The organism is Sphingomonas sp. BL-S-30 (genome assembly GCF_055521475.1).
This window is the reverse complement of record NZ_CM145481.1, coordinates 4,035,852-4,057,500: the sequence shown is the minus strand read 5'-3', so window position 1 is coordinate 4,057,500 and position 21,649 is coordinate 4,035,852. Positions and strand designations below refer to the sequence as shown.

Sequence of the window (21,649 nt, the reverse complement as noted above, 5' to 3'; positions counted from 1 at the left end):
TATCAAGCAAGCTTAAGCCGTTAGGTGTAGGCGCAGCGAAAGCGAGTCTGAATAGGGCGACTAAGTTTGATGTATTAGACCCGAAACCCGGCGATCTAGGCATGACCAGGATGAAGGTGCGGTAACACGCACTGGAGGTCCGAACCGATTAACGTTGAAAAGTTACCGGATGAGTTGTGTTTAGGGGTGAAAGGCCAATCAAGCCGGGAAATAGCTGGTTCTCCGCGAAAACTATTTAGGTAGTGCCTCGGATGGACACCGCAGGGGGTAGAGCACTGGATGGGCTAGGGGGTCGCGAGATCTACCAAACCTAACCAAACTCCGAATACCTGCGAGTGATATCCGGGAGACAGACGGCGGGTGCTAAGGTCCGTCGTCAAAAGGGAAACAGCCCTGACCTACAGCTAAGGTCCCCAAGTCGTGTCTAAGTGGGAAAGCATGTGAAACTTCCAAAACAACCAGGAGGTTGGCTTAGAAGCAGCCATCCTTTAAAGAAAGCGTAACAGCTCACTGGTCTAAATAAGAGGTTTTGCGGCGAAGATGTAACGGGGCTCAAGACACGCACCGAAGCTTAGGGTTCATCGCAAGATGAGCGGTAGCGGAGCGTTCCGTACGCCAGTGAAGGGATCTGGTAATGGATCCTGGAGGTATCGGAAGTGCGAATGCAGACATGAGTAGCGATAAAGAGGGTGAGATGCCCTCTCGCCGAAAGACCAAGGGTTCCTGCGCAAGGCTAATCCGCGCAGGGTGAGCCGGCCCCTAAGACGAGCCCGAAGGGGGTAGTCGATGGGAACCACGTTAATATTCGTGGGCCTGGTGGTGTGTGACGGATCTCGTGAGTTGTTCGCCCTTATTGGATTGGGCGGGCTTCGAAGAGGTTCCAGGAAATAGCCCCACCGTATAGACCGTACCCGAAACCGACACAGGTGGTCAGGTAGAGTATACCAAGGCGCTTGAGAGAAGTGTCCTGAAGGAACTCGGCAAATTGCCTCCGTACCTTCGGAAGAAGGAGGCCCTCACTATGCGCAAGCACTTTGAGGGGGCACAGGCCAGGGGGTAGCGACTGTTTAGCAAAAACACAGGGCTCTGCTAAGTCGGCTTCAAGACGACGTATAGGGCCTGACGCCTGCCCGGTGCCTGAAGGTTAAGTGGAGTGGTGCAAGCTGCGAAATGAAGCCCAGGTAAACGGCGGCCGTAACTATAACGGTCCTAAGGTAGCGAAATTCCTTGTCGGGTAAGTTCCGACCTGCACGAATGGCGTAACGACTTCCCCACTGTCTCCAGGACATGCTCAGCGAAATTGAATTCTCCGTGAAGATGCGGAGTACCCGCGGTTAGACGGAAAGACCCCGTGCACCTTTACTGCAGCTTCAGAGTGGCATTAGGAAAGAACTGTGTAGCATAGGTGGGAGGCTTTGAAGCGACGGCGCCAGCTGTCGTGGAGCCATAGGTGAAATACCACCCTGTTGTTTTCTGATGTCTAACCTCGATCCATGAAACTGGATCAGGGACCCTCTGTGGCGGGTAGTTTGACTGGGGCGGTCGCCTCCTAAAGAGTAACGGAGGCGCGCGAAGGTTGGCTCAGGACGGTTGGAAACCGTCTGTTAGAGTGCAATGGCATAAGCCAGCCTGACTGCGAGACTGACAAGTCGAGCAGAGACGAAAGTCGGTCATAGTGATCCGGTGGTCCCTCGTGGAAGGGCCATCGCTCAACGGATAAAAGGTACGCCGGGGATAACAGGCTGATAACCCCCAAGAGCTCATATCGACGGGGTTGTTTGGCACCTCGATGTCGGCTCATCACATCCTGGGGCTGGAGCAGGTCCCAAGGGTTTGGCTGTTCGCCAATTAAAGTGGTACGTGAGCTGGGTTCAGAACGTCGCGAGACAGTTTGGTCCCTATCTGCCGTGGGCGTCGAAATTTGAGAGGAGTTGACCCTAGTACGAGAGGACCGGGTTGAACATACCTCTGGTGTACCTGTCGTTTCGCCAGAAGCGCAGCAGGGTAGCTATGTATGGACGGGATAACCGCTGAAAGCATCTAAGCGGGAAGCCTCCCTCGAGATAAGATTTCATAGAGCCGTCGGAGACCACGACGTTGATAGATCGGATGTAGAAGTGCGGTAACGCATGGAGCTAACCGATACTAATTGCTCTATTTGCGCTTGAGAGTCCCACCATCAACGACAATCCTGGGTTCAGATCCAGCACTGTCCGCGATCGTCGGATGATTGACAGCAACGCCTAATAAACAACTACACCTGAATTCAGGCTAAAGCGTGCATCGATTTTAAGGGAACCCATCAAAGTATCACTTTGATGGGACCCGTAAGAACCGTTTTTCGAGACAGATCCTCACAAGGGATCTGCCCGCGGTCAGGAAACTGACCGCGAGCTGTCTCACCGGCCTCATTGCTTGGTGGCTATAGCGTCAGTGCCCCACCCGATCCCATCCCGAACTCGGCCGTGAAACCTGACTGCGCCGATGGTACTATTGCTCAAGCAATGGAAGAGTAGGTCGTCGCCAGGCATTGAAGCCGGTGAAACAACACGAAAAACGGATCTATCAGAACCCATTCACAGTCATCCACCCGCCAACCAGCGGGTGCGAACCTTGGCGCGGGGTGGAGCAGCCCGGTAGCTCGTCAGGCTCATAACCTGAAGGTCACAGGTTCAAATCCTGTCCCCGCAACCAACGTCTCAACTCCAACGCCGAAACGGCGACAGAACCCATCTCATACCAACACCCACAGCCCGCAAAGCATCCGCTTCGCGGGCCGCAACGCGTTCGGCCACGGCCTCCAAAAATGTCAGTGACCTTCATGACATTTTGCGCCCCAGACCCTCGAGTCAAAACACCAGCCTCCGACTAGAGACAATACTCCGACGATCGCAAAACGCCGGCGCTCTTTCTCAACGTCGAAACCTCACCCCAGTAGATCCAGCTGCGCTTCGTCCTCACCCCCATCGAAGGTCGACAGGGTCACCCCGATCAGCCGGATCCCCGCTCGCAGCGGGTACAGCGTCCGCACCAGCGCGATCGCCGTGTCGTGCAAGGTCTCGCGGTCGTTCACCGTCGCATGCCGTGTCCGGCTGCGCGTCACCGTCTGGAAATCGGCATAGCGGCATTTCACCGTCACCGTCCGCCCGCGCCCGCCCGATTTCTCGCACCAGGCCCATACATCGTCGGCCATCGCCCGCACGCCTTCCTCGACCTGCTCGGGTGTCTCGCGATCCTCGCTATAGGTCGTTTCCGAGCCCGAGGATTTGCGCGGCCGGTCCGGGTTGACGATCCGGTCGTCCTCGCCCCGCGCGATCGCATGATACCAGGCGCCGGCCTTGCCGAAATGCGCCTGCAGGAACGCCATTTCCTGCGCGCGCAGATCCGCGCCGGTGAAGATGCCCAGCCGGTTCATCTTCTCCGCGGTCTTCGGCCCGACCCCGTGGAACCGCCCGACCTCGAGCTTCTCGACGAACGCCGCGCCTCCGCCGGGCGTGATGACACATTGCCCATTGGGCTTGTTCTGGTCCGAGGCGAGCTTGGCCAGGAACTTGTTGTAGGAAATGCCGGCAGACGCCGTCAGGCCCGTCGTCTCGAAGATTCGTGCCCTTATCTCCGCCGCCGTCTCCGTCGCGGAAGGAAGCCCGCGCAGATTCTCCGTCACGTCGAGATAGGCCTCGTCGAGCGACAACGGTTCGACCAGCGGCGTATAGTCGAGAAAGATCGCCCGGATCTGCTGCGAGACCGCGCGGTACACCTCGAAGCGCGGCGGCACGAACACGAGCTCGGCGCAGCGCCTGAGCGCCGTGACCGATGGCATTGCGCTGCGCACCCCGAAGCGCCGCGCCTCGTAACTCGCCGCCGCGACCACGCCCCGCCCGCTCGGGCTGCCCACCGCCAGCGGCCGGCCGCGCAGCGACGGGTCGTCGCGCTGCTCCACCGACGCGTAAAAGGCGTCCATATCGACATGGATGATCTTGCGGGTCACGGCCCCGCCTTCTGGCACTGACGGCACGGTTCAGGAATAGCGCTCCTCGGTCCAGGGATCGCCGCGCATATGATAGCCGTTGACCTCCCAGAAGCCGGCCTTGTCGGCGGCCAGAAAGTCGATCCCCTTGATCCACTTCGCGCTCTTCCAGAAATAGAGATGCGGCACCACCAGCCGCGCCGGCCCGCCATGCTGGCGCGCCAGCGGTTTGCCCTGCCAGCCATGCGCCAGGATCGCGTCGGGCGCGGCAAAATCGGCCAGCGGCAGGTTGGTGGTATAGCCGTCATAGCCGTGGAGCAGCACGAACGCCGCGTCCTCGCCGGGCTGGACCAGATCGAGCAGGTCGCGCGTCAGCACGCCCTGCCAGTCATTATCGTAGCGCGACCAGGTGGTGACGCAGTGAATGTCGGTGCGGATGCCCGTCTGCGGCAACGCCATGAACGCCTTCCAGTCGAGCGCGACCGGGTTGTCGACCAGTCCGCTCACCGTCAGCATCCAGCGTTCGGTCGGCACATCGGGCTGCTGGCCCAGGTCGAGCACCGGCCAGTCGCGCACCAGATGCTGGCCGGGCGGCAGGCGCTCGGTGTCGGGGCGTGCGCTGTGGCCGGTCAGGAACTTGCCCTCGCTCGCCCAGCGCTGCTTCGATCGGGTGAGCTTGCTCGCTTCGGGGATGTCGTCGTCCATCCGTCGCTCCTGTGCCGTGCGCGCCCTGATTACAGCACGCGCTTCGCCGGCAACAGGGCCTTGTCGATCCGCGCCGACACGCCGACGCTGCGCCCCGCGAGATTGGCGATGGTGAGGCGCACCGCGCTGCCGAGCTGAGCGCTCTCGGACAGGGTCAGGCCCTAGTCCTGCTGCAACCACTGGATCAGCCCGGTGGTCGGGCCCTGGTCGGTGCGTCGAGTGGCGCAAAGCAATGTTAGCTATAAATCAGATATGCTATATGATCCGCGCAGGCGGAATCGCCGCTGCGTCGGGGAGGATTATCGAATGACGTTGTCGCGCTGGGTAGCCATGTCGATCGCGCTCGTAGCCAGTGTTGCGGGCGCCGAAACGCCCCGGCCGGCCGGGCAGTTCGTCGATCACCGCGACATCGGCGGGCCGGCGCATCCTGGCAACACCTCTTACGATGCGAAGACCGGCACCTATTCGATCACCGGCGGGGGCAGCAACATGTGGGCTGGGCACGACGCCTTCCAGTTCACCTGGAAGCCGATGTCGGGCAATGTCGCGATGCAGACCGACCTCGATTTCACCAGCCCGAAGCCAGCGCCGACCGCAGGCGGCTTCCTCCACCGCAAGGGCGGCGTGGTGCTGCGCCAGGATCTCGATCCGGATTCGGCCTATGTCGACGCGATCCGCATGAGCAACGACCAGCTCTCGCTGCAATATCGCGAAGTGAAGGGTGGGCAGACCCGGCTCATCTGGATCAACACCAGCCGCCTCGGCACGGTGAAGCTCGAGAAGATCGGCGACTATGCCTATCTCTCGGTGCCCGGCACCGATGGAAAGCTCCACCGCGCCGGCGGCTCGTTCAGGGTGAAGATCACCGGCACCTATTATATCGGCCTGGGCGTCTGTGCGCATGACGACACCACGAGCGAGACCATGGCGTTCAGCAAGGTGAAGATCACCCCGCTTCCCGCGAACGCGACGGGCCGTTCGAACGATACCGTGCTGCAGACCATCCAGGTCACCAATGAGTTCGAACAGACCGTGCTCCACCGCAGCAGCGGCCCGATCGCGATCGCCGGCTGGTCGCCCGACGGCAAGGACATCGTCTATCACACGGGCGGCGCGGCCTGGAGCGCCACCGGCTGGGACAGCGACCGGGTCGGGAAACTCACCGGCGCGGCACCCGCGCTGGCGGCCCTTCCGGGTGGCGACTGGGTCTATTCGAGCGCCCCGGCCGGTCCGGCCTCCGGGCTCTGGCGCGCCCGCGCCGATGGCAGCGCCCGCACCCCGATCGAGACGGGCGCGGGCAGCGCATTCGATCCGCGCCTGTCGCCCGACGGCAAGTGGCTGGTCTATCTTGCGACCGAGACGCCGGTCCGCACCCTTGCGGCCACGACCGATGTCGCGCTGCGCCGCATGCCGGTGACGGACGGCGTGCCCCAGCCCGACAAGGCCATCACCCTGTCGAAGTTCCGCGGCGGCGCAGGCTCGCTCGACAAGGCAGCCTGGTCGCCCGACAGCAGACTGATCGCCTTCGTCACGCGCGACTGAGGCGGGAGGGCCTCCGCTGGGGGATTTGACCGGCGTCAAAGCGCCACCGGCAGCCGGGGCGCATCCCACCATCCTCACCTGGATGGAGCCTTTGAGATGATCGCCAACGCCTTTCCGCTGCTCGTTATCGTCAGCATGGTCCTGTTCGCGCTGGTGCTCGGCGGGATCGGCATCGAGGACGCGGTCCGCCACCGCGGCGAGTAAGGCTCAGCCCGCCGGTTCGATCCGGTAGTGGATCGGCTTGAAGCTGCCGCCGTTGGAATCCGGCGCCGAACAGGCGGTGAGGCCAATGATCAGATCGGCCGCCGCGCGAAAGGCGATATGGTCTCCGGCCCTGCTGATCGGCGGCAGCACCTTGAGTTCGCCGGTCTCGCCGTCGACCGGCACGTTCATGAAGCAGTTGAACGCGGTCGGGATTCGGTCCGGCACCACGCCATAGGGCGCCAGCGCTTCGGCGAGATTGCCGAAACAGCCGCGGTGCGGCGCCAAGTCGTCATAGAGCAGCCGGAAGGTGTCCGCCGAGCAGGGCGTCAGCAGGAAGTCGTGCCGGCCGACCATGTCCTCGACGATCTCCAGCAGCACGTTGGAGCGATTCGAATAAAGCTTGTCGCCCGTCGTCAGATAGAGGCGCGAGGCATAGTCGAGCGTCCGCCCCGACGAGATCACCTCGTCCACATCATCGGCGTTGAAGGCCAGCAGATCGGCCACCTGCTCGCCGCGCGGGTCGATCACCACCAGCGTCTCGCCTTTGGCGAGCCGGAAGGCCGTGCCGCTGCGCTCGGGAATCTCGGTCACGTCGTTCACTTGGCGTCCCCTGCATAGCGAAACGGACAGGCCCAGTCCGAGCCCACCGCGCGACCGCTATATTGCCGCGCCTCGCTCGTGTCGCCGTGCCGCGCCAGCATCGGGTTGCGCGATCCGGCCAGCGCTTCGTCGCGCAGCAGGATCTTCTCGCGCATGCCCTCATATTTGCCCTGGGCGCGCAGCGTCTCGAACTGGTCGTGCAGGTTGAAGATCATCGCCGGCTTCGCGAAGCGCCGCGCCGGGCGGCTGGCATGCGGGTGCAGGCCGACGATGAAAAAGGCCTCGCCGCCGAAGCTCAGCGAGAAATGCGGGTTTTCCGGGTCGGGGCTGACGGCGGGATCATAATCCTGGCCGCGCCACACATCCTTGTCCGACAGCGACTGGACGCGTTCCCACAAGGCCGCCTCGAACCTGTCCTCGGCCAGATCCTCCGGCCCCTCGAACACCACCGCGAAGCTGCGGAACAGCGCAGGCGCCGCGCGATAGGCGCCGGCAAAGGCGATCAGCCCGTCATGGATGCGCAGATCGTCCCACGCGCTGTCGATGCGGTTACAGGCGAGCACCTGCAACGTGCCGCGCGCCAGGGCCGCCTTGGCGCCGACACAGGGGAAAGCCGGATCGTCGACCATGGCGTGCATCATGGCCTGCAATTCGTCCTGCGCATGATGCTGCCAGGGGTGAAGGGGGGTGCTGGGTGGTGACATAGCCGGGGGAAGACGCTTCACCGCCGCCGCCGTTCCCGGGATTCGCACTGATCTACAGCAAGCGCGCCGCGATGAAATAAAACGACATTGGGGCCACCTGCGCTTGGGCCGTCCGGGAGAATGTGACATTTTCCGGGCTATGCCGATGTTCGAACCGACTTCACGGCCGATGACCGATTATGGCGGATTTCATCAAAGCAGCGGCATCTATTGGCGCTTCGCCCCGCCTGATGTGGGGTCTTTATGGGCCGGCCTGTCCGAAGTGAAGGCACGCGGCATGGCCGTGCGTGTCCGCGGCGCCGGCCATTCGATGAACGGCTCCTCGATCCCACGCTCGGGCGAAGTACTGGTCGAGACCAAGGGGCTCGATTCCTATGTCTTCACCCGGCCCGGCACGATCACCGTCGGCGCCGGCGCGACGATGTGGGACGTGCAGCGGCTGCTCGCGCCGCTCGGCTATGAGCTGCCTGTCCTGAACGACGGCAATGCGCCTTCCTCCACCGTGGGTGGCTTTGTTTCGGCGGGGGGCTTCGGTGCGGAAAGCCGGCGGCATGGCGGCTTCTGGGAATGCGTAGAGAGTATCGACGTGGTGACGCTCGACGGCGCGGTGCGCACGGTCGGCCGGTCCGATCCGCTCTTTCCCTGGCTGTTCGGGTCGATGGGGCAGCTCTGCATCATCGTCTCGGTGACCATGGCCGTGCGGCCGCGCGACGGGGAAGACGCGGCCTTGCCGCTCGGCAAGCGGGGCCGCGTGCCGGCGAGCCGCCATCATTGGGAAAAGGCGATCTGGTTCTGTGCCTTCGTGCCGCGCCCTGCCTGGAGCCAGGCCCGGCGCGAGCTCGTAGCGATCGCGGAACGGCACCAGCATGCCTGGCAGGCGCGGCCGGCCTATGCCTATTCCCTGCCGTTCGGGCGCTTCACGCCGCCGCTGATCCATCCCGCCCAGCAGGATCTGGTCGCGGTCGGCATCTGGGGCGAGGAGCCTGAGGCGGGCTTCGATCACGCGGTGATCCGTGCGCTCGAAGCGGATTTCACCCTGTGGCTGCGCGCTCATCCGGATTTCCGCCGCTATGCCCAGGCCGAGCTTCTCTATCCCGGCTTCGATATCGCCGCCCATTTCGGCGCCGAATGCTTTGCCGGCTTTCGCAAATGGAAGCAGCAGCTCGATCCGTCGGGCCGGCTCGCGCCGGGCCTGCTCGATCTGCCGGCCCGCCGGGCAAGTGCGTGATCCGCCTGCCGGCCTGATCGGATCGGCCGAAGCACGCTTGGCGGCGCGCCCGGAGCAGGGCATGGTTCACCCGCCGCCGCCCGGCGGCATACACGGGCTCACCGCCGCTCCGGCGGTGCTGAGGGGAACGGGTTTGGATCTCGACGCGCTGCTCCATCATTATTTCGGCACGACGGCGATCGAGACGCTCGACGACGCGGCGATCGAACTGGGCATCGAGAGGCTCGGCACGGCCTTCTGGACTGAAGCCGAGCCCGGCCGCCGCTTCGCGCTCTGGGCGTTGCTGCACTCGCTCGGCGAGGCGCCAGATCCGGAGACTGCGTTCAAGACGGCGCGCGAGCGTGAGGCGGCCCATGCTTATGCCCGCGCGGCCTACCGGGCCGAACAGCCCTGACCGAGAGTCTTTCGCTCGCACAGGCGCGGCGGATCGCGCTCGCCGCGCAGGGTTTCGGCGCCGCGCATCCCGCGCGCGCCGATCAGGGTCATTTGCGCCGCACGCTCGACCGGCTCGCGCTGCACCAGATCGACAGCGTCAACGTGCTGGTCCGCGCGCATTATCTGCCCGCCTTTTCGCGGCTCGGCGGCTATGACCGCACCCTGCTCGATGCCGCCGCCTGGGGCCGCAAGGCCGAACGGCGGCTGTTCGAATATTGGGCGCACGAGGCGTCGCTGCTGCCGCTGTCGCTTCACCCCTTGCTGCGCTGGCGCATGGCGCGCGCGGATTCGGGCGTGGCCGGCTGGAAGAGCATGCGCGTCTTTGCCGGGGAGCGCCGGGCCGAGGTCGAGGCGATCCTTGCCCGCATCCGCGCCGAAGGGCCGCTCGCCGCCTCGGATTTCGAGGAGGGCAGGAGCAGCACCGGCTGGTGGGCATGGGGCGCAACCAAGCATGCGCTCGAATGGCTGTTCTGGGCCGGGCACATCACCACCGCGACCCGGCGGCGCAGCTTCGAGCGCGTCTATGACCTGACCGAGCGCGTCATTCCCTCCCGCATCCTCGCACTGCCGACGCCGCCCGAGGCGGACGCGCACCGCGCGCTGATCGAGATCGCCGCCCGCGCACACGGCATCGCCACCACGACCGATCTGCGCGACTATTTCCGCCAGACGCCGGATGACGCGAGCCGCGCGGTCGCCGAACTGGCGGAGCAAGGCGTGCTGGTCCCGGTCGCGGTCAGGGGCTGGACGCACCAGGCCTGGCTTCACCGCGACGCGAAGCGCCCGCGCCGGGTGCAGGCGGCGGCCTTGCTCGCCCCGTTCGATCCGCTGGTGTGGGAACGCGCCCGCACTGAACGCCTGTTCGATTTCCGCTACCGCATCGAGATCTACACGCCGGCGGAAAAGCGCATCCATGGCTATTATGTCCTGCCCTTCCTGCTTGACGATCGCCTCGTCGCGCGCGTGGACCTGAAGGCCGATCGCCAGGCCTCGCGCCTGCTGGCGCACCGAGTCACGCTCGAGCCCGGCGCACCGGCCGGGACGATGGAGCGGCTGACCTTGGAGCTGCGGCGCATGGCGGATTGGCTGGCGCTGGACGATGTCGTGGTCGGGCCAGTGGTGTGACGCACTTTCTTCCAACCCTTCCCCGGCGGATGCCAGGGAAGGAGAGTGTGCGTCGTCCGGGACCATTTCCGCCTCATGGCGTTATGCGGCCATGAGCGCCGAGATCGAAGAGCTGCAAAAGCGCATGGAGGCCGCTGCCGCCGCGCTGGATTTCGAGGAAGCGAAGCGCCTGCGCGACCAGCTCAATCTGTTGCGTGGCGGTGCCTCGGCCGAGGAGGCCGCGGCCGCCGACACCTCGGGGCTGATCCGCCAGCAGCCGGGCCGCATGGGCCTCGGCACCAGCCAGCAGCGCATGACCCCGCCGCCCGGCTGGACGCCGCCGAAGAAACCTGATCCGATGACTCGCGCGACCGGCCGGCGTCGCGCCAAGGATCCTTCATGATTCCCGAAAAAACTGCCCGCAGACCCGGCCTGATCAAACAGCTCGGCCCCGGCCTCATCACCGGCGCGGCGGACGACGATCCCAGCGGCATCGCCACCTATTCCCAGGCCGGTGCGCAGTTCGGTTTCGGCCTGCTCTGGACCTTGGTGCTGACCTATCCGCTGATGACCGCGGTGCAGCTGGTCAGCGCACGGATCGGCCGGGTCACCGATGCCGGCCTTGCCCGCAACATGGCCAAGGTGCTGCCGCGCTGGGCCGTGACCGGGCTGGTGCTGCTGCTGTTCGTCGCCAATACGATCAACATCGGTGCCGATCTCGCCGCGATGGGCGCGGCGGCCGAACTCGTCGCCGGGGCGGGCGGCCATCTGTTCACCGCTGCCTTCGCCATCGTTTCGCTGCTGCTCCAGGTCTTCGTGCCCTATCACCGCTATGCCGCCATCCTGAAATGGCTGACCCTGGTGCTGCTCGCCTATGTCGCCCTGATTCTGATGGTCCATGTCGACTGGGCGGCGGTCGGCTGGGGCCTGGTCTGGCCGAGCGTCGCGGGCGTCGGCGCGGTCACCACGATCGTCGCGGTCTTCGGCACCACGATCAGCCCCTATCTCTTCTTCTGGCAAAGCTCGCAGGAGGTCGAGGAAGTCGACCGGGACATCGCCAAGCACGCGCTGAACGACGCGCCGGACGAGGCGGCGGGCGAATTCCGCCGGATCAGCTTCGACACGTTCAGCGGCATGGCGGTGTCGAACCTCGTCGCGCTGGCGATCATGATCGGCACGGCGGCGACGCTCCACGCCTCGGGCAAGACGGACATCGCCAGCGCCGCCGATGCGGCCAGCGCGCTTCGGCCGGTCGCCGGGCAGTTCGCCTTCCTGCTGTTCAGCCTCGGTATTATCGGCACCGGTATGCTCGCCATCCCGGTGCTGGCCGGCTCAACGGCCTATGCGATCGCGGAATCGCGCGGCTGGAACACCGGCCTCGAACGCAAACCGCTCGAGGCGAAGGGTTTCTACGCGGTCATCGCGATCTCGACCCTGCTCGGTATCGGCATCGACTGGTCGCCGATCGACCCGATCAAGGCGCTGTTCTGGAGCGCGGTGATCAACGGCGTGGTCGCCGTGCCGATCATGGCGGCGATGATGATCGTCGTCTCGCTGAAGTCGACCATGGGGGACTATACCGCCCACAAGGCGCTGCTCTTCTTCGGCTGGGTCGCCACGGCGGTGATGGCCGCCGCGGCAGTGGCGATGGTGGTGATGTAGCGCTCAGCCCTTGAACAGGTCGCGAAACTGCCGCGGCTGCGACCGGAGATACTGGTCGGGCGCCTTGACCTGCCCGCCGAGATGCGCCGCCGCATGCCAGGGCCAGCGCGGATCGTAGAGGATGCCCCGGGCCAGCGCGACAAGGTCCGCATCGCCGGTGCCGATGATCGCTTCGGCCTGTTCGTAGTCGGTGATCATGCCCACGGCCACCACCGGCATACCGGTCGCCTGCTTCACTGCGCGCGCCAGCGGTACCTGATAGCTCGGGCCGGTCGGGATATGCTGCCGCGGGTCGAGCCCGCCACTCGACACATGCACTGCGCTGCATCCCCGTGCCTCCAGCGCCCGGGCAAAGGCGATGGTCTGGTCGACGTCCCAGCCGCCCTCGACCCAGTCGGTCCCGGACACCCGCATCGTCACCGGCTTGTCGGCCGGGAAGGCGGCGCGCACGGCATCGAACACTTCCAGCGGAAAGCGCATCCGGTTTTCCAGGCTCCCGCCATAATCGTCGTCGCGCCGGTTCGACAGCGGGGACAGGAACTGGTGGAGCAGATAGCCATGCGCGCCGTGCAGCTGCACCGCGTCGAGCCCGAGCCGCGCCGCGCGCTGCGCAGAGGCGACAAAGGCGTCGCGCACCCGGTCCAGCCCGACCTTGTCGAGCCCGAGCGGCGCATGGTCATTGTGGTGGAAGCCGATCGGCGAGGGCGCGACCGTCTGCCAGCCATGCGGGTTGCCGGGCGCGATCTGCGCGCCGCCCTTCCATGGCACTTCAGTCGATGCCTTGCGGCCGGCATGGGCCAGCTGGATCGCGATCGGCATGTCCGACCAGCGCCGCACGCTCTCGATCGTCCGCGCGATCGCCGCTTCGGTCGCGTCGTCATACAGCCCGACATCGGCATAAGTGATCCGCCCTTCGGGCAGCACCGCGCTTGCCTCGATCGTCAGCAGCGCCGCGCCCGACAGGGCAAGCGAGCCGAGATGCATCAGGTGCCAGTCGGTCATGCACCCGTCGACCGCCGAATATTGGCACATCGGCGCGATCACGATCCGGTTGGACAGGGTCAGCGCCCCGATCGACAGGGGTTCGAACAGCCTGGGTCCTGCCATCTTCATGTCTCCGCCATCGCAACCGGGGCAACATGCCGCCGCGCCGTGCAGATCGGAATGGCGCATCCGACAATCAACCGCACCCCCTATTTAAGGGTGAGTGCAATCAATGCCCCTTCCCCGGCGAAGGCCGGGGTCCAGTTGGGAAGGCTAATGTGACGACGCGCAACGCTAGTTTACGACTGTACTCCAACTGGACCCCGGCCTTCGCCGGGGAAGCGGCCTGCGCGGATAGTGTCACATCACCCCACGAAAGCCCGTTCGATCACATAATGTCCGGGCTTCGCATTCGACCCCTCCTCGAACCCGCACGCCTCCAGCATCGCGGCGGTATCGCGGATCATCGCGGTGCTGCCGCACAGCATCACCCGGTCATGCTCCGGATCGAACGCCTTGGCACCGGCCAGCGGCGTGCCGAACAATTGCCCGGTCTCCACCAGTGCATCGATCCGTCCGCTGGTGTGGAACGGCTCGCGCGTCACGGTCGGCACATAATGGAATTGCAGCAATGCCTGGTCGCCCACCAGCGGATCGCCGGCCAGCTGCGCGGTCAGCTCGTCATGATAGGCAAGGTCGCTCACGCGCCGCACTGAATGGACGATCACCACCTGCCCGAACCGGTCATAGACATCGGGGTCGCGCGCCACGCTCAGGAACGGGGCGAGCCCGGTGCCGGTCGACAGCAGGAACAGCCTTTTCCCGCCGAGCAGCGCATCGAGCACCAGGGTGCCGGTGGGCTTTTTGCCCAGATAGAGCTGGTCGTCCGGCCGGATCGTCTGCAGCCGCGAGGTGAGGGGGCCGTCGGGTACCTTGATCGACAGGAATTCCAGCTCGTCCGACCAGGCCGGGCTGGCGATCGAATAGGCACGCATCAGCGGACGGCCGCCGGCATCGTCGTCGCCGGGCAGCCCGATCATGACGAATTCGCCCGACCGGAAACGGAAGCTCGCGGGCCGCTCGATCGCGAAGCTGAACAGATGCTCGTTCCAGTGCCGCACCCAGCGCACCGGCACGGTCTGGAAGGCGGCATGGTCGGCAATGGTGCGCGGCGCGCGGACGGGCATGTTCATGGGTGCCCGGCGCCCGTGCCGGTGGCTGTGTCGCTGGCCATGGCGGTCGCGACGAAATCCGCCGCCTGGGCCAGTCGCGCCACCGCATCCTCGACGACCAGCCCGGCGGCCACCCGCTTGAGCCGCGCGATCGGCCCCTGCTGCGCGACCTCGAACAAGGCGAGCATGCGCGCCTCGTCGTCGGTCACCCGCGCCGATCCGGCGGCGCCGAAGCGGATCTGGCCGAAGCCGTCCTGGTCGAGCGTCGCCATCATCATGTTGAAATCCGGCAGCGCCTCGGCGATGCCGCGCCGCGCGAAGCCGGCATGGAGCGCATGGCAGCAGCACCGCCCGGCCCGCGCCGCGCCGACCCAGGTCCGCATCGCGACGAGCAGGAACTGCTCCGGTTCGTCGAGCCGGCGGATCGCGCGGTCGAGATAGCGGTACATGACGACTCCTTATTGCGAGTGCGTCGCATTATTGTGAAGCTGGACATGCGTCAATGCCGTAATGCCCCGAAGCGGGAGTGGGAAGGCCCAACCGCTTGAGGACGCGCCGATCGCGCTTTATCGTCCGGTGAAAAGGGGGAAGGCGGCGTGACGATCGACCAGCCGGGCGCGCCCGAACGCCCTTCGCAAAGCCCGCTCGAGCGTCCCCCCGAACGGCGGCGCCTGATCGGCCTGCAATATCTGCGCGGCATCGCCGCGACCGGCGTGGTCCTCTTCCATGTGACCGAGGCGGCGGGCGTGCCCTGGCGCTATGGTGCCTGGGGCGTCGACCTGTTCTTCGTGCTCAGCGGTTTCCTGATGATCGCGATCACGGATGGCGGGGCGCGGCCCTGGGCCTTTTTCAAGGATCGCCTGCTCCGCGTCGCGCCGCTCTACTGGATCGCGACGTCGGCGATGGTGGTGGCCGCGCTGATCGGCATCGCCCCCAATGTCGCGATCGATCCGGTGCGGGTGTTCACCTCCTTTGCCTTCATTCCCTATGGCCCGCAGATCATGCGGAACATCGCCTCGCCGATCCTCGCGGTCGGCTGGACGCTCAACGTGGAGATGCTGTTCTACACGCTCTTCACCCTGATCCTGTTCCTGCCGCGCTACCGGCTGGCGGTGCTGACCTGTATCCTCTGCGGGCTCGTGCTGCTCGGCAGGATGCTTGGTCCGAGCGGCCCGATCCTCGCCTTGTGGACTCTCCCGATACTCCTCGAATTCGTGGTCGGCGGCTGGGTCGCCATGATGTGGCTTCGGCCGGCGCTGCGCCGTCCGCGCGTCGCGCTGGCGGCGGTCGTGATCTTCGCGTTGCTGGCCCGCCCTGCGATGGTCCTGGTGACGGCGATGCTGGTCGGCACATTGATTCTGGAGGCGCGCGGCAGAGTCCCGACATGGCGGCCGTTCCTGCTGCTCGGCGACGCGAGCTATTCGATCTATCTGTGGCAGATCTTCCCGCTGCAATGCTGCTTCGTCCTCGCCCGGCTGCTGCACCTGCCGATGGCGCCGATGGCGGTGGTCGCGTTCTTCGGCGCGATCGGTGGCGGGATCATTGCCTATCTCCTGATCGAGCGACCGCTGCTGAAATTCTTCCATCGCCGCCGTACGCGGCGCGGCATCACCATCCCGTCCGGCCCATGATGACACTGGTGAGCGGCGCCGGTTTTTGATACCCTGCCGCAACGTTTTGCGGGGGCGGGCGATATGGCGACATTGGCGGGCGGTTTCGGGCGCGACAGCGTCTCCAGGGACCGCGGTTTCTTCCTGATCATGGCGCTGGTGATCTCGGCCACCGTGGTCGCCGGCTTCAGCCTCCAGCTCGTCGCCGGCCGGTCGAGCTTCGGCGCGCCCTGGTGGGTGCATGTCCACGGCATCACCTTCATGGGCTGGCTCGGCATTTATGTGACGCAGAATCTGCTCGTCTATCAGGGCAATCTCGCGCTCCACCGCCGGCTCGGCCGCTTCGCCGCTGTCTATGTCGGCTGGATGGTGCTGGTCGGGGTCAGCGTGAACACCCTGGCGGCGATCCATCACCGCATCCCGCCCTTCTTCGAACCCAATGTCTTTCTCGTGATGGACTGGCTGACCGTGCTGGTCTTTGCCGGCCTCACCTGGGCGGGCGTGCAGATGCGCGCGCGTACCGACTGGCACCGCCGGCTGATGCTCTGCGCCGCGATCCAGATCATGACGCCCGGCGTCGGCCGGCTGCTGCCGCTGCCGCTGCTCGGCACCTGGATCATCTGGACGATCTGGTTCATCATGCTGGTCTTCATCGGCATCGCGATGACCTATGATCTGTTCACGCGGCGCAAGGTGCATCCCGCCTATCTCTGGGGTTTCGGCGTGATCACCCTGGCGGTCGCGCTGACGCGCCCGCTTGCCTTCACCCCGTCGATGCTCGCGCTCACCGCTGCGCTGACGGGCTGATCCGGGAACCGCAAGCGCCGGGCAGGGTTGGAGACGCGCATGCCGAATACGGAAACCCTGCTGGTCGCCTGCCCGCATGACGGCGCGCTCAACCGCGTGCCGCGTGCCCGGCTCGACCAGAACCCGACCTGCGGCAAATGCCACCGGCCGCTCTTCGCGGGCAAGCCGGTCGATCTCACCGCGGCGAGCTTCGACCGGCATGTGGCGCAGGGCGATCTGCCCGTCGTGATCGATTTCTGGGCGGCCTGGTGCGGCCCCTGCCGAATGATGAGCCCCGCGTTCGAAGCGGCCGCGGCGCAGCTCGAACCCCGGGTCCGCCTCGCCAAGCTCGATACCGAGGCCGAATCCGCCATCGCCGCGCGCTACGGCATTCAGGGCATCCCCAGCATGATCCTGTTCCGCAAGGGGCGGGAGATCGCCCGCACCTCGGGCGCCATGCCGACGCAGCGGATTGTCGCCTGGATCGAACAGGCGCTCGGCTGATCATGCGCCTTCGCCCCTTCGGCAGCACCGCACGCGACGTCGCGATCATCGGCCAGGGCAGCTGGCGCATGGACGGTCGCAACCGCGCTGCCTCGGTCGCGGCGCTGCGCCGCGGCCTCGATACCGGCATGACGCATGTCGATACCGCCGAAATGTACGGCGATGCCGAACTGATCGTCGGCGAAGCGATCGCCGGCCGCCGCGACGAGGTCTTTCTCGTCTCCAAGGTCCTGCCGCACAACGCCTCGCGCGCCGGCACGATCACCGCCTGCGACCGCTCGCTCGCGCGCCTCGGCACTGACCGGCTTGATTGTTACCTGCTCCACTGGCGCGGCAGCTATCCGCTCGAGGAGACCATCGCCGGCTTCGAGCAGCTCGTGCGGGCCGGCAAGATCCTGTCCTGGGGCGTCAGCAATTTCGACGAGGACGACCTTGACGAAGCACTGGCCATCGCCGGTCCGGGCCGCATCGCCTGCAACCAGGTGCTCTATCATCTGGAGGAGCGCGCCATCGAACATGCCGTGGTCCCGTGGTGCGACCGCAACGGCGTGGCGGTCGTCGGCTACAGCCCGTTCGGCAGCGGCGCCTTCCCCGCGCCGTCGAGCCCGGGCGGCCGCGTGCTCGCCGGCATCGCGGCGGAGCATGGCGCGACCGCCCGGCAGGTCGCGCTCGCGGCGCTCGCCCGCCATGCCTTCGTCATCCCCAAGGCGTCCTCGCCGGACCATGCCGCCGACAATGCCGGCGCGGGCGATCTCATTCTCGACGACGCGGCGCTCGCCCGGATCGACGCGGCCTTCCCGCTGGGACGAAAACCCCGCAGCCTGCCGATGATCTGACTCCTCAGGCGCACGGTGCCAGCGCCTCGAGGATCCGGCAGTCGGATATGGTCCCGCCCCGGCACGACGAAATCAGCGTGCTCAACTCCCGCCGTAATGCGGCCAGGTCGGCCAGCTTGCGGTCGATCTCGGCAAGATGCCCGGTCGCCATCGCATCGACCGACCCGCAATCGCGCTGCCCCTGCGCGGCCAGATCGAGCAGCTCGCGTACCTGGTCGATCGAGAAGCCAAGATCACGCGCGCGCCGGATGAAGCTCAGCCGCGACAGCGCCTCGGTCCCATACGCACGGTAATTGCCCTGCGTCCGCCCCGGCGCGGCGAGCAGCCCGATCCGCTCATAATAGCGCACCGTCTCCACCTTGGTCCCGGTGGCCCTGGCGAGATGCCCGATCGTGAATGCGTCCGCCATGGCTTGACCCTGTAGTTGCTACAGGGTGCATATGCCCGTTCGACTCCTGATCTGTCGAGGGAATGGCGATGGCCTGCAGCAGCTGCGCGAGCGAGGCGACACCGACCAATGATCCGCGCTGGCGGCGCATCCTGTGGATCGCGCTCGCGGTCAACGCGGCGATGTTTGTGGGCGAGATGGGCGCGGGCGTCGCGGGCGGCTCGCGCGCGCTTCAGGCCGACGCGCTCGATTTCCTCGGCGATGCCGCCAATTACGCGATCAGCCTCGGCGTCGCCGGCATGGCGCTGGCCTGGCGCGCCCGCGCCGCGCTGGTGAAGGGCGGCACGATCTTCGCCTTCGGCCTGGCCGTGCTCGCCGCCACTTTCTGGGCCGCGCTTCACGGCGCCACGCCAAGGGCCGAGGTGATGGGCGTGGTCGGCTTCATCGCGCTCGTCGCCAATGCCGCGGTCGCGGCCCTGCTGTTCCGCTACCGCACCGGCGATGCGAACATGCGCTCGGTCTGGATCTGCTCGCGCAACGACGCGATCGGCAACCTCGCGGTGATGCTCGCCGCGCTCGGCGTGTTCGGCACCGGCACGGCCTGGCCGGACCTGATCGTCGCCGCGATCATGGCGGGGCTCGGCCTGTGGGGCGGCGCCCAGATCATCGGCCAGGCCCGCGCCGAACTGCGCTCCGGCCCCGGCATCAAACCGGCCACGGCGTCTTGACGCGCCCTCCCGCCCGGGCGAGAATCCCGGCGCTAGGGGAGAAACGCGATGTTCAGTCACATGACGGTCGGCAGCAACGATATTGCCCGGTCCAGGACCTTCTACGATGCGCTGTTCGGCGCGATCGGCGGCAAGCCCGCCTTCGAAGACGATAGAGGCCGGCTGGTCTACCGGCACAATGGTGGCACCTTCCTCGTCACCACGCCGATCGACGGCAAGGAAGCGTGCTGCGCCAATGGCGGCACGATCGGCTTCACGATGAGCGGCCCGGAAGAAACCGATGCCTGGCACAAGGCCGGCGTCGAGCATGGCGGCACCTCGATCGAGGACCCGCCCGGCATTCGCGCAGGCGGCTTCGGCAAGCTCTACCTCGCCTATCTGCGCGATCCCGACGGCAACAAGCTCTGCGGCGCGTACCGGGTGCCGGCGGGCTGACCTCACTGCGCGGTGCGAAGCCGAACCCTCGAATATTCCTATAGGCAGGTCAGCCCATGTCCACTTGCTTAGCCTGGTCAGCCGCGCTCGTTTTGATAGGGGCCGCAAGCATTGGGGCGGCGAGGACGCCGAACGCGCGCGAGATTGCAGCGATTGATCTGTCGAAGCCATTCGTCACGCGTTCGGCATGGCGTTTCACGGCCGTTCAGGGTCCTGAGATCGACGATTCAATCTCGGGAGACAAAGCGCCGGGCGCCATCGCGCTGTGCGTCAGCAACGACGGCGGGCGATCCTGTTCCCCTGATCTGCAACGAATATTGCAGTCGACTGAGGGGGATGATCTCTTTTCCCAACCCCATTTCCTGGGCAAGGCACAGGTCGTCACGCCCCGTGGGCAGGCGCTGCTGCTTGTGCAAATGGCCAGTCTTCACAGCGCCAACGGAAACCAGCGTGTGGCCACGCAGATTCTGGCCTATGATCGATCCCATGACCGGTTCCGGTTGATCTACGCAAACCAGACCGGGCGGAACAACAACGAAGATGTCCGCTTAGTGCGCGAGGGGCCGCTTGAAGGCGATATCATCTCGGCCGAGCCAACCCAAAACGCGCCTTACGGCTATTGGATCACCGTCAACAGGCTTACCCGGGCCTATAGTTATCGACAGGCGCTACGCTTTCGCAGCGCCACGACCTATGCCGACGGCAATGCCCTCGCGGTAATCGATTCCGAGATGCCGAATATTCAGCGTCGGCTCGGGTTGTGGAGGCCGGGCAACCCCATTCCGGTGCCAAAAACGGGTTGCTCCAAACCCCATTTGGTCAGGATGGAGCTCTGGTGCAGCTAGGCTGCGCTCAGGCCTCCACCATCACGCCGCTCAACACCGGGTCCTCCAGCGCCCGCCCGGCGCCCATCGCCACGCAGATCAGCGCATTCTCCGCGACGATCACCGGCAGGCCGGTGGCCTTGGCCAGCGCCTCGTCGATGCCCGCCAGCAGCGATCCGCCCCCGGTCATCACGATGCCCTGGTCGTAGAGATCGGCGGCCAGTTCCGGCTCCGTCCGCTCGAGCGCGCCGAGGACGGTCTCGACCACCTGGCCGACCAGGTCGGCCAGCGATCCGGCGATCTCGGCCTGGCTGACCTCGACTTCCTTGGGTACGCCGGCGACCAGGTCGCGCCCCTTCACGCGCATGATCAGGCTGGTCGATGCGGATTCCTCGCACGCCTTGCCGATTTCGATCTTCACCCGCTCGGCGGTGGATTCGCCGATCATGAGATTGTGCTTGCGCCGGATATAGGAGGCGATGGCATCGTCCATCCGGTCGCCGCCGACCCGCGCCGAAGTGCTATAGGCGAGCCCGCGCAGCGACAGCACCGCCACTTCGGTGGTGCCGCCGCCGATATCGACCACCATCGCCCCGATCGGCTCGGTCACCGGCAGACCGGCACCGATCGCCGCCGCCATCGGCTCCTCGATCAGATGGACCTTGCGCGCCCCGGCATTCTGCGCCGCCTGGCGGATCGCGCGGCGCTCGACCGGGGTCGCGCCCGAGGGGATGCAGATCGCGATCTCCGGATTGCGCGGCAGCCGGCTCTTCCCGCCATGCGCCTTGTCGATGAAATGCTTGATCATCTGCTCGGCGACGTCGATGTCGGCGATCACGCCGTCGCGCATCGGCCGGATCGCGCGAATGCTCTCGGGGGTCTTGCCCATCATCAGCTTGGCCTCGGCCCCCACCGCGCGCACGCGCTGGACTCCGTTCAGCGTTTCGAGGGCGACGACTGAGGGCTCGTTGAGCACGATGCCGCGGTCGCGCAGATAGACGACGGTATTGGCGGTCCCGAGATCGATCGCCATGTCATTGGACGATCGGCTGAACAGGCGAGGAATTCGCATTTAAAATCAATCACTCGAAAGGCGGCCAGGATACGCGGCACGCCGGTATTGGGGTAAAGAGCGGCGGCGTGGGCGCGTCGGCCGAACGCGTCAAGGGTCCGAAGCGGACCCGTGCGCCCGACCGGCCTGTGCGGGCGACGAAGGGGGCCGGAAGCGCCC

General features: G+C 65.9%; 22 protein-coding genes, 1 tRNA gene and 2 rRNA genes (1 of these 25 running past the window's edge). 16 read left to right on the top strand and 9 right to left on the bottom strand.

The features are described from left to right. The 3 genes from ACZ1I5_RS18850 to ACZ1I5_RS18840 form a co-directional block, all read left to right on the top strand. A 23S ribosomal RNA gene (locus tag ACZ1I5_RS18850) occupies positions 1–2,169 on the top strand (it extends 627 nt beyond the left edge of the window). Positions 2,170–2,414: 245 nt separating this feature from the next. Continuing rightward, positions 2,415–2,529, top strand: a 5S ribosomal RNA gene (gene rrf / locus ACZ1I5_RS18845). 88 nt (positions 2,530–2,617) lie between these two features. Further along, positions 2,618–2,694, top strand: a tRNA-Met gene (locus ACZ1I5_RS18840). A 232-nt stretch (positions 2,695–2,926) separates the two neighbouring features. Here the strand turns inward: ACZ1I5_RS18840 and dinB are convergent. Beyond that, positions 2,927–3,961: a DNA polymerase IV gene (dinB, locus tag ACZ1I5_RS18835; RefSeq protein WP_465173997.1), complete on the bottom strand. Its 1,035-nt coding sequence runs from the start codon at positions 3,959–3,961 to the stop codon at positions 2,927–2,929. Between the two features lie 57 nt (positions 3,962–4,018). After that, positions 4,019–4,672 (bottom strand): sulfite oxidase-like oxidoreductase, encoded by a 654-nt coding sequence (locus ACZ1I5_RS18830; protein ID WP_465170774.1) that lies wholly within the window; start codon positions 4,670–4,672, stop codon positions 4,019–4,021. 306 nt (positions 4,673–4,978) lie between these two features. On the opposite strand from ACZ1I5_RS18830, the gene ACZ1I5_RS18825 reads away from it, so the two are divergent. Beyond that, complete coding sequence (locus ACZ1I5_RS18825; RefSeq protein WP_465170773.1) at positions 4,979–6,214, top strand: TolB family protein; 1,236 nt, start codon at positions 4,979–4,981, stop codon at positions 6,212–6,214. 207 nt (positions 6,215–6,421) lie between these two features. Here ACZ1I5_RS18825 and ACZ1I5_RS18820 read toward each other — a convergent pair whose 3' ends face one another. Together ACZ1I5_RS18820 and gntA are read right to left on the bottom strand one after the other, a co-directional pair. Then, positions 6,422–7,018 (bottom strand): DUF1989 domain-containing protein, encoded by a 597-nt coding sequence (locus ACZ1I5_RS18820; RefSeq protein ID WP_465170772.1) that lies wholly within the window; start codon positions 7,016–7,018, stop codon positions 6,422–6,424. After that, on the bottom strand, positions 7,015–7,722 hold the full coding sequence (gene gntA / locus ACZ1I5_RS18815) for a guanitoxin biosynthesis heme-dependent pre-guanitoxin N-hydroxylase GntA (RefSeq protein WP_465170771.1): 708 nt from the start codon (positions 7,720–7,722) through the stop codon (positions 7,015–7,017). Before gntA ends, ACZ1I5_RS18820 begins: the two co-directional genes overlap by 4 nt. 145 nt (positions 7,723–7,867) lie before the next feature. Here gntA and ACZ1I5_RS18810 point away from each other — a divergent pair, with 145 nt between their 5' ends. The 5 genes from ACZ1I5_RS18810 to ACZ1I5_RS18790 all read left to right on the top strand — a co-directional run bounded on the left by ACZ1I5_RS18810 (position 7,868) and on the right by ACZ1I5_RS18790 (position 12,151). Then, positions 7,868–8,950: an FAD-binding oxidoreductase gene (locus ACZ1I5_RS18810; protein ID WP_465170770.1), complete on the top strand. Its 1,083-nt coding sequence runs from the start codon at positions 7,868–7,870 to the stop codon at positions 8,948–8,950. Beyond that, a complete protein-coding gene (locus ACZ1I5_RS18805; RefSeq protein ID WP_465170769.1) occupies positions 8,943–9,344 on the top strand; it encodes a hypothetical protein in 402 nt (133 codons plus the stop codon). Before ACZ1I5_RS18810 ends, ACZ1I5_RS18805 begins: the two co-directional genes overlap by 8 nt. A 92-nt stretch (positions 9,345–9,436) precedes the next feature. Beyond that, complete coding sequence (locus tag ACZ1I5_RS18800) at positions 9,437–10,510, top strand: winged helix-turn-helix domain-containing protein (RefSeq protein ID WP_465170768.1); 1,074 nt, start codon at positions 9,437–9,439, stop codon at positions 10,508–10,510. Positions 10,511–10,601: 91 nt separating this feature from the next. Continuing rightward, positions 10,602–10,892 (top strand): UvrB/UvrC motif-containing protein, encoded by a 291-nt coding sequence (locus tag ACZ1I5_RS18795; protein ID WP_465170767.1) that lies wholly within the window; start codon positions 10,602–10,604, stop codon positions 10,890–10,892. Next, the gene (locus tag ACZ1I5_RS18790; RefSeq protein WP_465170766.1) at positions 10,889–12,151 is read left to right on the top strand and encodes an NRAMP family divalent metal transporter; all 1,263 of its coding nucleotides are present in this window, start codon (positions 10,889–10,891) and stop codon (positions 12,149–12,151) included. The genes ACZ1I5_RS18795 and ACZ1I5_RS18790 overlap by 4 nt, the downstream gene beginning before the upstream one ends. A 3-nt stretch (positions 12,152–12,154) precedes the next feature. Here ACZ1I5_RS18790 and ACZ1I5_RS18785 read toward each other — a convergent pair whose 3' ends face one another. The 3 genes from ACZ1I5_RS18785 to ACZ1I5_RS18775 form a co-directional block, all read right to left on the bottom strand. Then, on the bottom strand, positions 12,155–13,258 hold the full coding sequence (locus ACZ1I5_RS18785) for an NADH:flavin oxidoreductase/NADH oxidase (protein WP_465173996.1): 1,104 nt from the start codon (positions 13,256–13,258) through the stop codon (positions 12,155–12,157). Between the two features lie 242 nt (positions 13,259–13,500). Then, entirely contained in the window at positions 13,501–14,322 is an 822-nt protein-coding gene (locus tag ACZ1I5_RS18780; RefSeq protein WP_465173995.1) for a ferredoxin--NADP reductase, read from the bottom strand. A 2-nt stretch (positions 14,323–14,324) separates the two neighbouring features. After that, complete coding sequence (locus ACZ1I5_RS18775; protein ID WP_465170765.1) at positions 14,325–14,756, bottom strand: hypothetical protein; 432 nt, start codon at positions 14,754–14,756, stop codon at positions 14,325–14,327. Between the two features lie 147 nt (positions 14,757–14,903). Here ACZ1I5_RS18775 and ACZ1I5_RS18770 point away from each other — a divergent pair, with 147 nt between their 5' ends. The 4 genes from ACZ1I5_RS18770 (at position 14,904) to ACZ1I5_RS18755 (ending at position 18,043) form a co-directional block, all read left to right on the top strand. Next, complete coding sequence (locus ACZ1I5_RS18770; RefSeq protein WP_465170764.1) at positions 14,904–15,938, top strand: acyltransferase family protein; 1,035 nt, start codon at positions 14,904–14,906, stop codon at positions 15,936–15,938. 63 nt (positions 15,939–16,001) lie between these two features. Then, complete coding sequence (locus tag ACZ1I5_RS18765; RefSeq protein ID WP_465170763.1) at positions 16,002–16,724, top strand: hypothetical protein; 723 nt, start codon at positions 16,002–16,004, stop codon at positions 16,722–16,724. 39 nt (positions 16,725–16,763) lie between these two features. Next, complete coding sequence (gene trxC, locus ACZ1I5_RS18760; RefSeq protein ID WP_465170762.1) at positions 16,764–17,207, top strand: thioredoxin TrxC; 444 nt, start codon at positions 16,764–16,766, stop codon at positions 17,205–17,207. 2 nt (positions 17,208–17,209) lie between these two features. After that, the gene (locus ACZ1I5_RS18755) at positions 17,210–18,043 is read left to right on the top strand and encodes an aldo/keto reductase (RefSeq protein WP_465170761.1); all 834 of its coding nucleotides are present in this window, start codon (positions 17,210–17,212) and stop codon (positions 18,041–18,043) included. A gap of 4 nt (positions 18,044–18,047) precedes the next feature. Here the strand turns inward: ACZ1I5_RS18755 and ACZ1I5_RS18750 are convergent, their stop codons facing one another. Then, on the bottom strand, positions 18,048–18,452 hold the full coding sequence (locus tag ACZ1I5_RS18750) for a MerR family transcriptional regulator (RefSeq protein ID WP_465170760.1): 405 nt from the start codon (positions 18,450–18,452) through the stop codon (positions 18,048–18,050). Between the two features lie 62 nt (positions 18,453–18,514). Between ACZ1I5_RS18750 and ACZ1I5_RS18745 the strand changes: the two genes are divergently transcribed. The 3 genes from ACZ1I5_RS18745 to ACZ1I5_RS18735 are packed head-to-tail and all read left to right on the top strand — an operon-like array spanning position 18,515 to position 20,439. Next, a complete protein-coding gene (locus tag ACZ1I5_RS18745; protein WP_465170759.1) occupies positions 18,515–19,159 on the top strand; it encodes a cation efflux transmembrane domain-containing protein in 645 nt (214 codons plus the stop codon). Positions 19,160–19,207: 48 nt separating this feature from the next. Continuing rightward, positions 19,208–19,594, top strand: a complete 387-nt coding sequence (locus tag ACZ1I5_RS18740) for a VOC family protein (RefSeq protein ID WP_465170758.1) — start codon at positions 19,208–19,210, stop codon at positions 19,592–19,594. A gap of 56 nt (positions 19,595–19,650) precedes the next feature. Continuing rightward, positions 19,651–20,439 (top strand): hypothetical protein, encoded by a 789-nt coding sequence (locus ACZ1I5_RS18735; protein ID WP_465170757.1) that lies wholly within the window; start codon positions 19,651–19,653, stop codon positions 20,437–20,439. Positions 20,440–20,446: 7 nt separating this feature from the next. Here ACZ1I5_RS18735 and ACZ1I5_RS18730 read toward each other — a convergent pair whose 3' ends face one another. Further along, positions 20,447–21,490: a rod shape-determining protein gene (locus tag ACZ1I5_RS18730; RefSeq protein WP_465170756.1), complete on the bottom strand. Its 1,044-nt coding sequence runs from the start codon at positions 21,488–21,490 to the stop codon at positions 20,447–20,449. Positions 21,491–21,649 lie beyond the last annotated feature (159 nt).

Coding starts and splice junctions, on each gene's coding strand:
- ACZ1I5_RS18790 (WP_465170766.1), top strand. CDS start 10,889: ATGATTCCCGAAAAAACTGCCCGCAGACCCGGCCTGATCAAACAGCTC.
- ACZ1I5_RS18830 (WP_465170774.1), bottom strand. CDS start 4,672: ATGGACGACGACATCCCCGAAGCGAGCAAGCTCACCCGATCGAAGCAG.
- ACZ1I5_RS18775 (WP_465170765.1), bottom strand. CDS start 14,756: ATGTACCGCTATCTCGACCGCGCGATCCGCCGGCTCGACGAACCGGAG.
- ACZ1I5_RS18825 (WP_465170773.1), top strand. CDS start 4,979: ATGACGTTGTCGCGCTGGGTAGCCATGTCGATCGCGCTCGTAGCCAGT.
- ACZ1I5_RS18730 (WP_465170756.1), bottom strand. CDS start 21,490: ATGCGAATTCCTCGCCTGTTCAGCCGATCGTCCAATGACATGGCGATC.
- ACZ1I5_RS18795 (WP_465170767.1), top strand. CDS start 10,602: ATGAGCGCCGAGATCGAAGAGCTGCAAAAGCGCATGGAGGCCGCTGCC.
- gntA (WP_465170771.1), bottom strand. CDS start 7,722: ATGTCACCACCCAGCACCCCCCTTCACCCCTGGCAGCATCATGCGCAG.
- dinB (WP_465173997.1), bottom strand. CDS start 3,961: ATGGACGCCTTTTACGCGTCGGTGGAGCAGCGCGACGACCCGTCGCTG.
- trxC (WP_465170762.1), top strand. CDS start 16,764: ATGCCGAATACGGAAACCCTGCTGGTCGCCTGCCCGCATGACGGCGCG.
- ACZ1I5_RS18755 (WP_465170761.1), top strand. CDS start 17,210: ATGCGCCTTCGCCCCTTCGGCAGCACCGCACGCGACGTCGCGATCATC.
- ACZ1I5_RS18810 (WP_465170770.1), top strand. CDS start 7,868: ATGTTCGAACCGACTTCACGGCCGATGACCGATTATGGCGGATTTCAT.
- ACZ1I5_RS18785 (WP_465173996.1), bottom strand. CDS start 13,258: ATGGCAGGACCCAGGCTGTTCGAACCCCTGTCGATCGGGGCGCTGACC.
- ACZ1I5_RS18740 (WP_465170758.1), top strand. CDS start 19,208: ATGTTCAGTCACATGACGGTCGGCAGCAACGATATTGCCCGGTCCAGG.
- ACZ1I5_RS18745 (WP_465170759.1), top strand. CDS start 18,515: ATGGCGATGGCCTGCAGCAGCTGCGCGAGCGAGGCGACACCGACCAAT.
- ACZ1I5_RS18780 (WP_465173995.1), bottom strand. CDS start 14,322: ATGCCCGTCCGCGCGCCGCGCACCATTGCCGACCATGCCGCCTTCCAG.
- ACZ1I5_RS18735 (WP_465170757.1), top strand. CDS start 19,651: ATGTCCACTTGCTTAGCCTGGTCAGCCGCGCTCGTTTTGATAGGGGCC.
- ACZ1I5_RS18750 (WP_465170760.1), bottom strand. CDS start 18,452: ATGGCGGACGCATTCACGATCGGGCATCTCGCCAGGGCCACCGGGACC.
- ACZ1I5_RS18765 (WP_465170763.1), top strand. CDS start 16,002: ATGGCGACATTGGCGGGCGGTTTCGGGCGCGACAGCGTCTCCAGGGAC.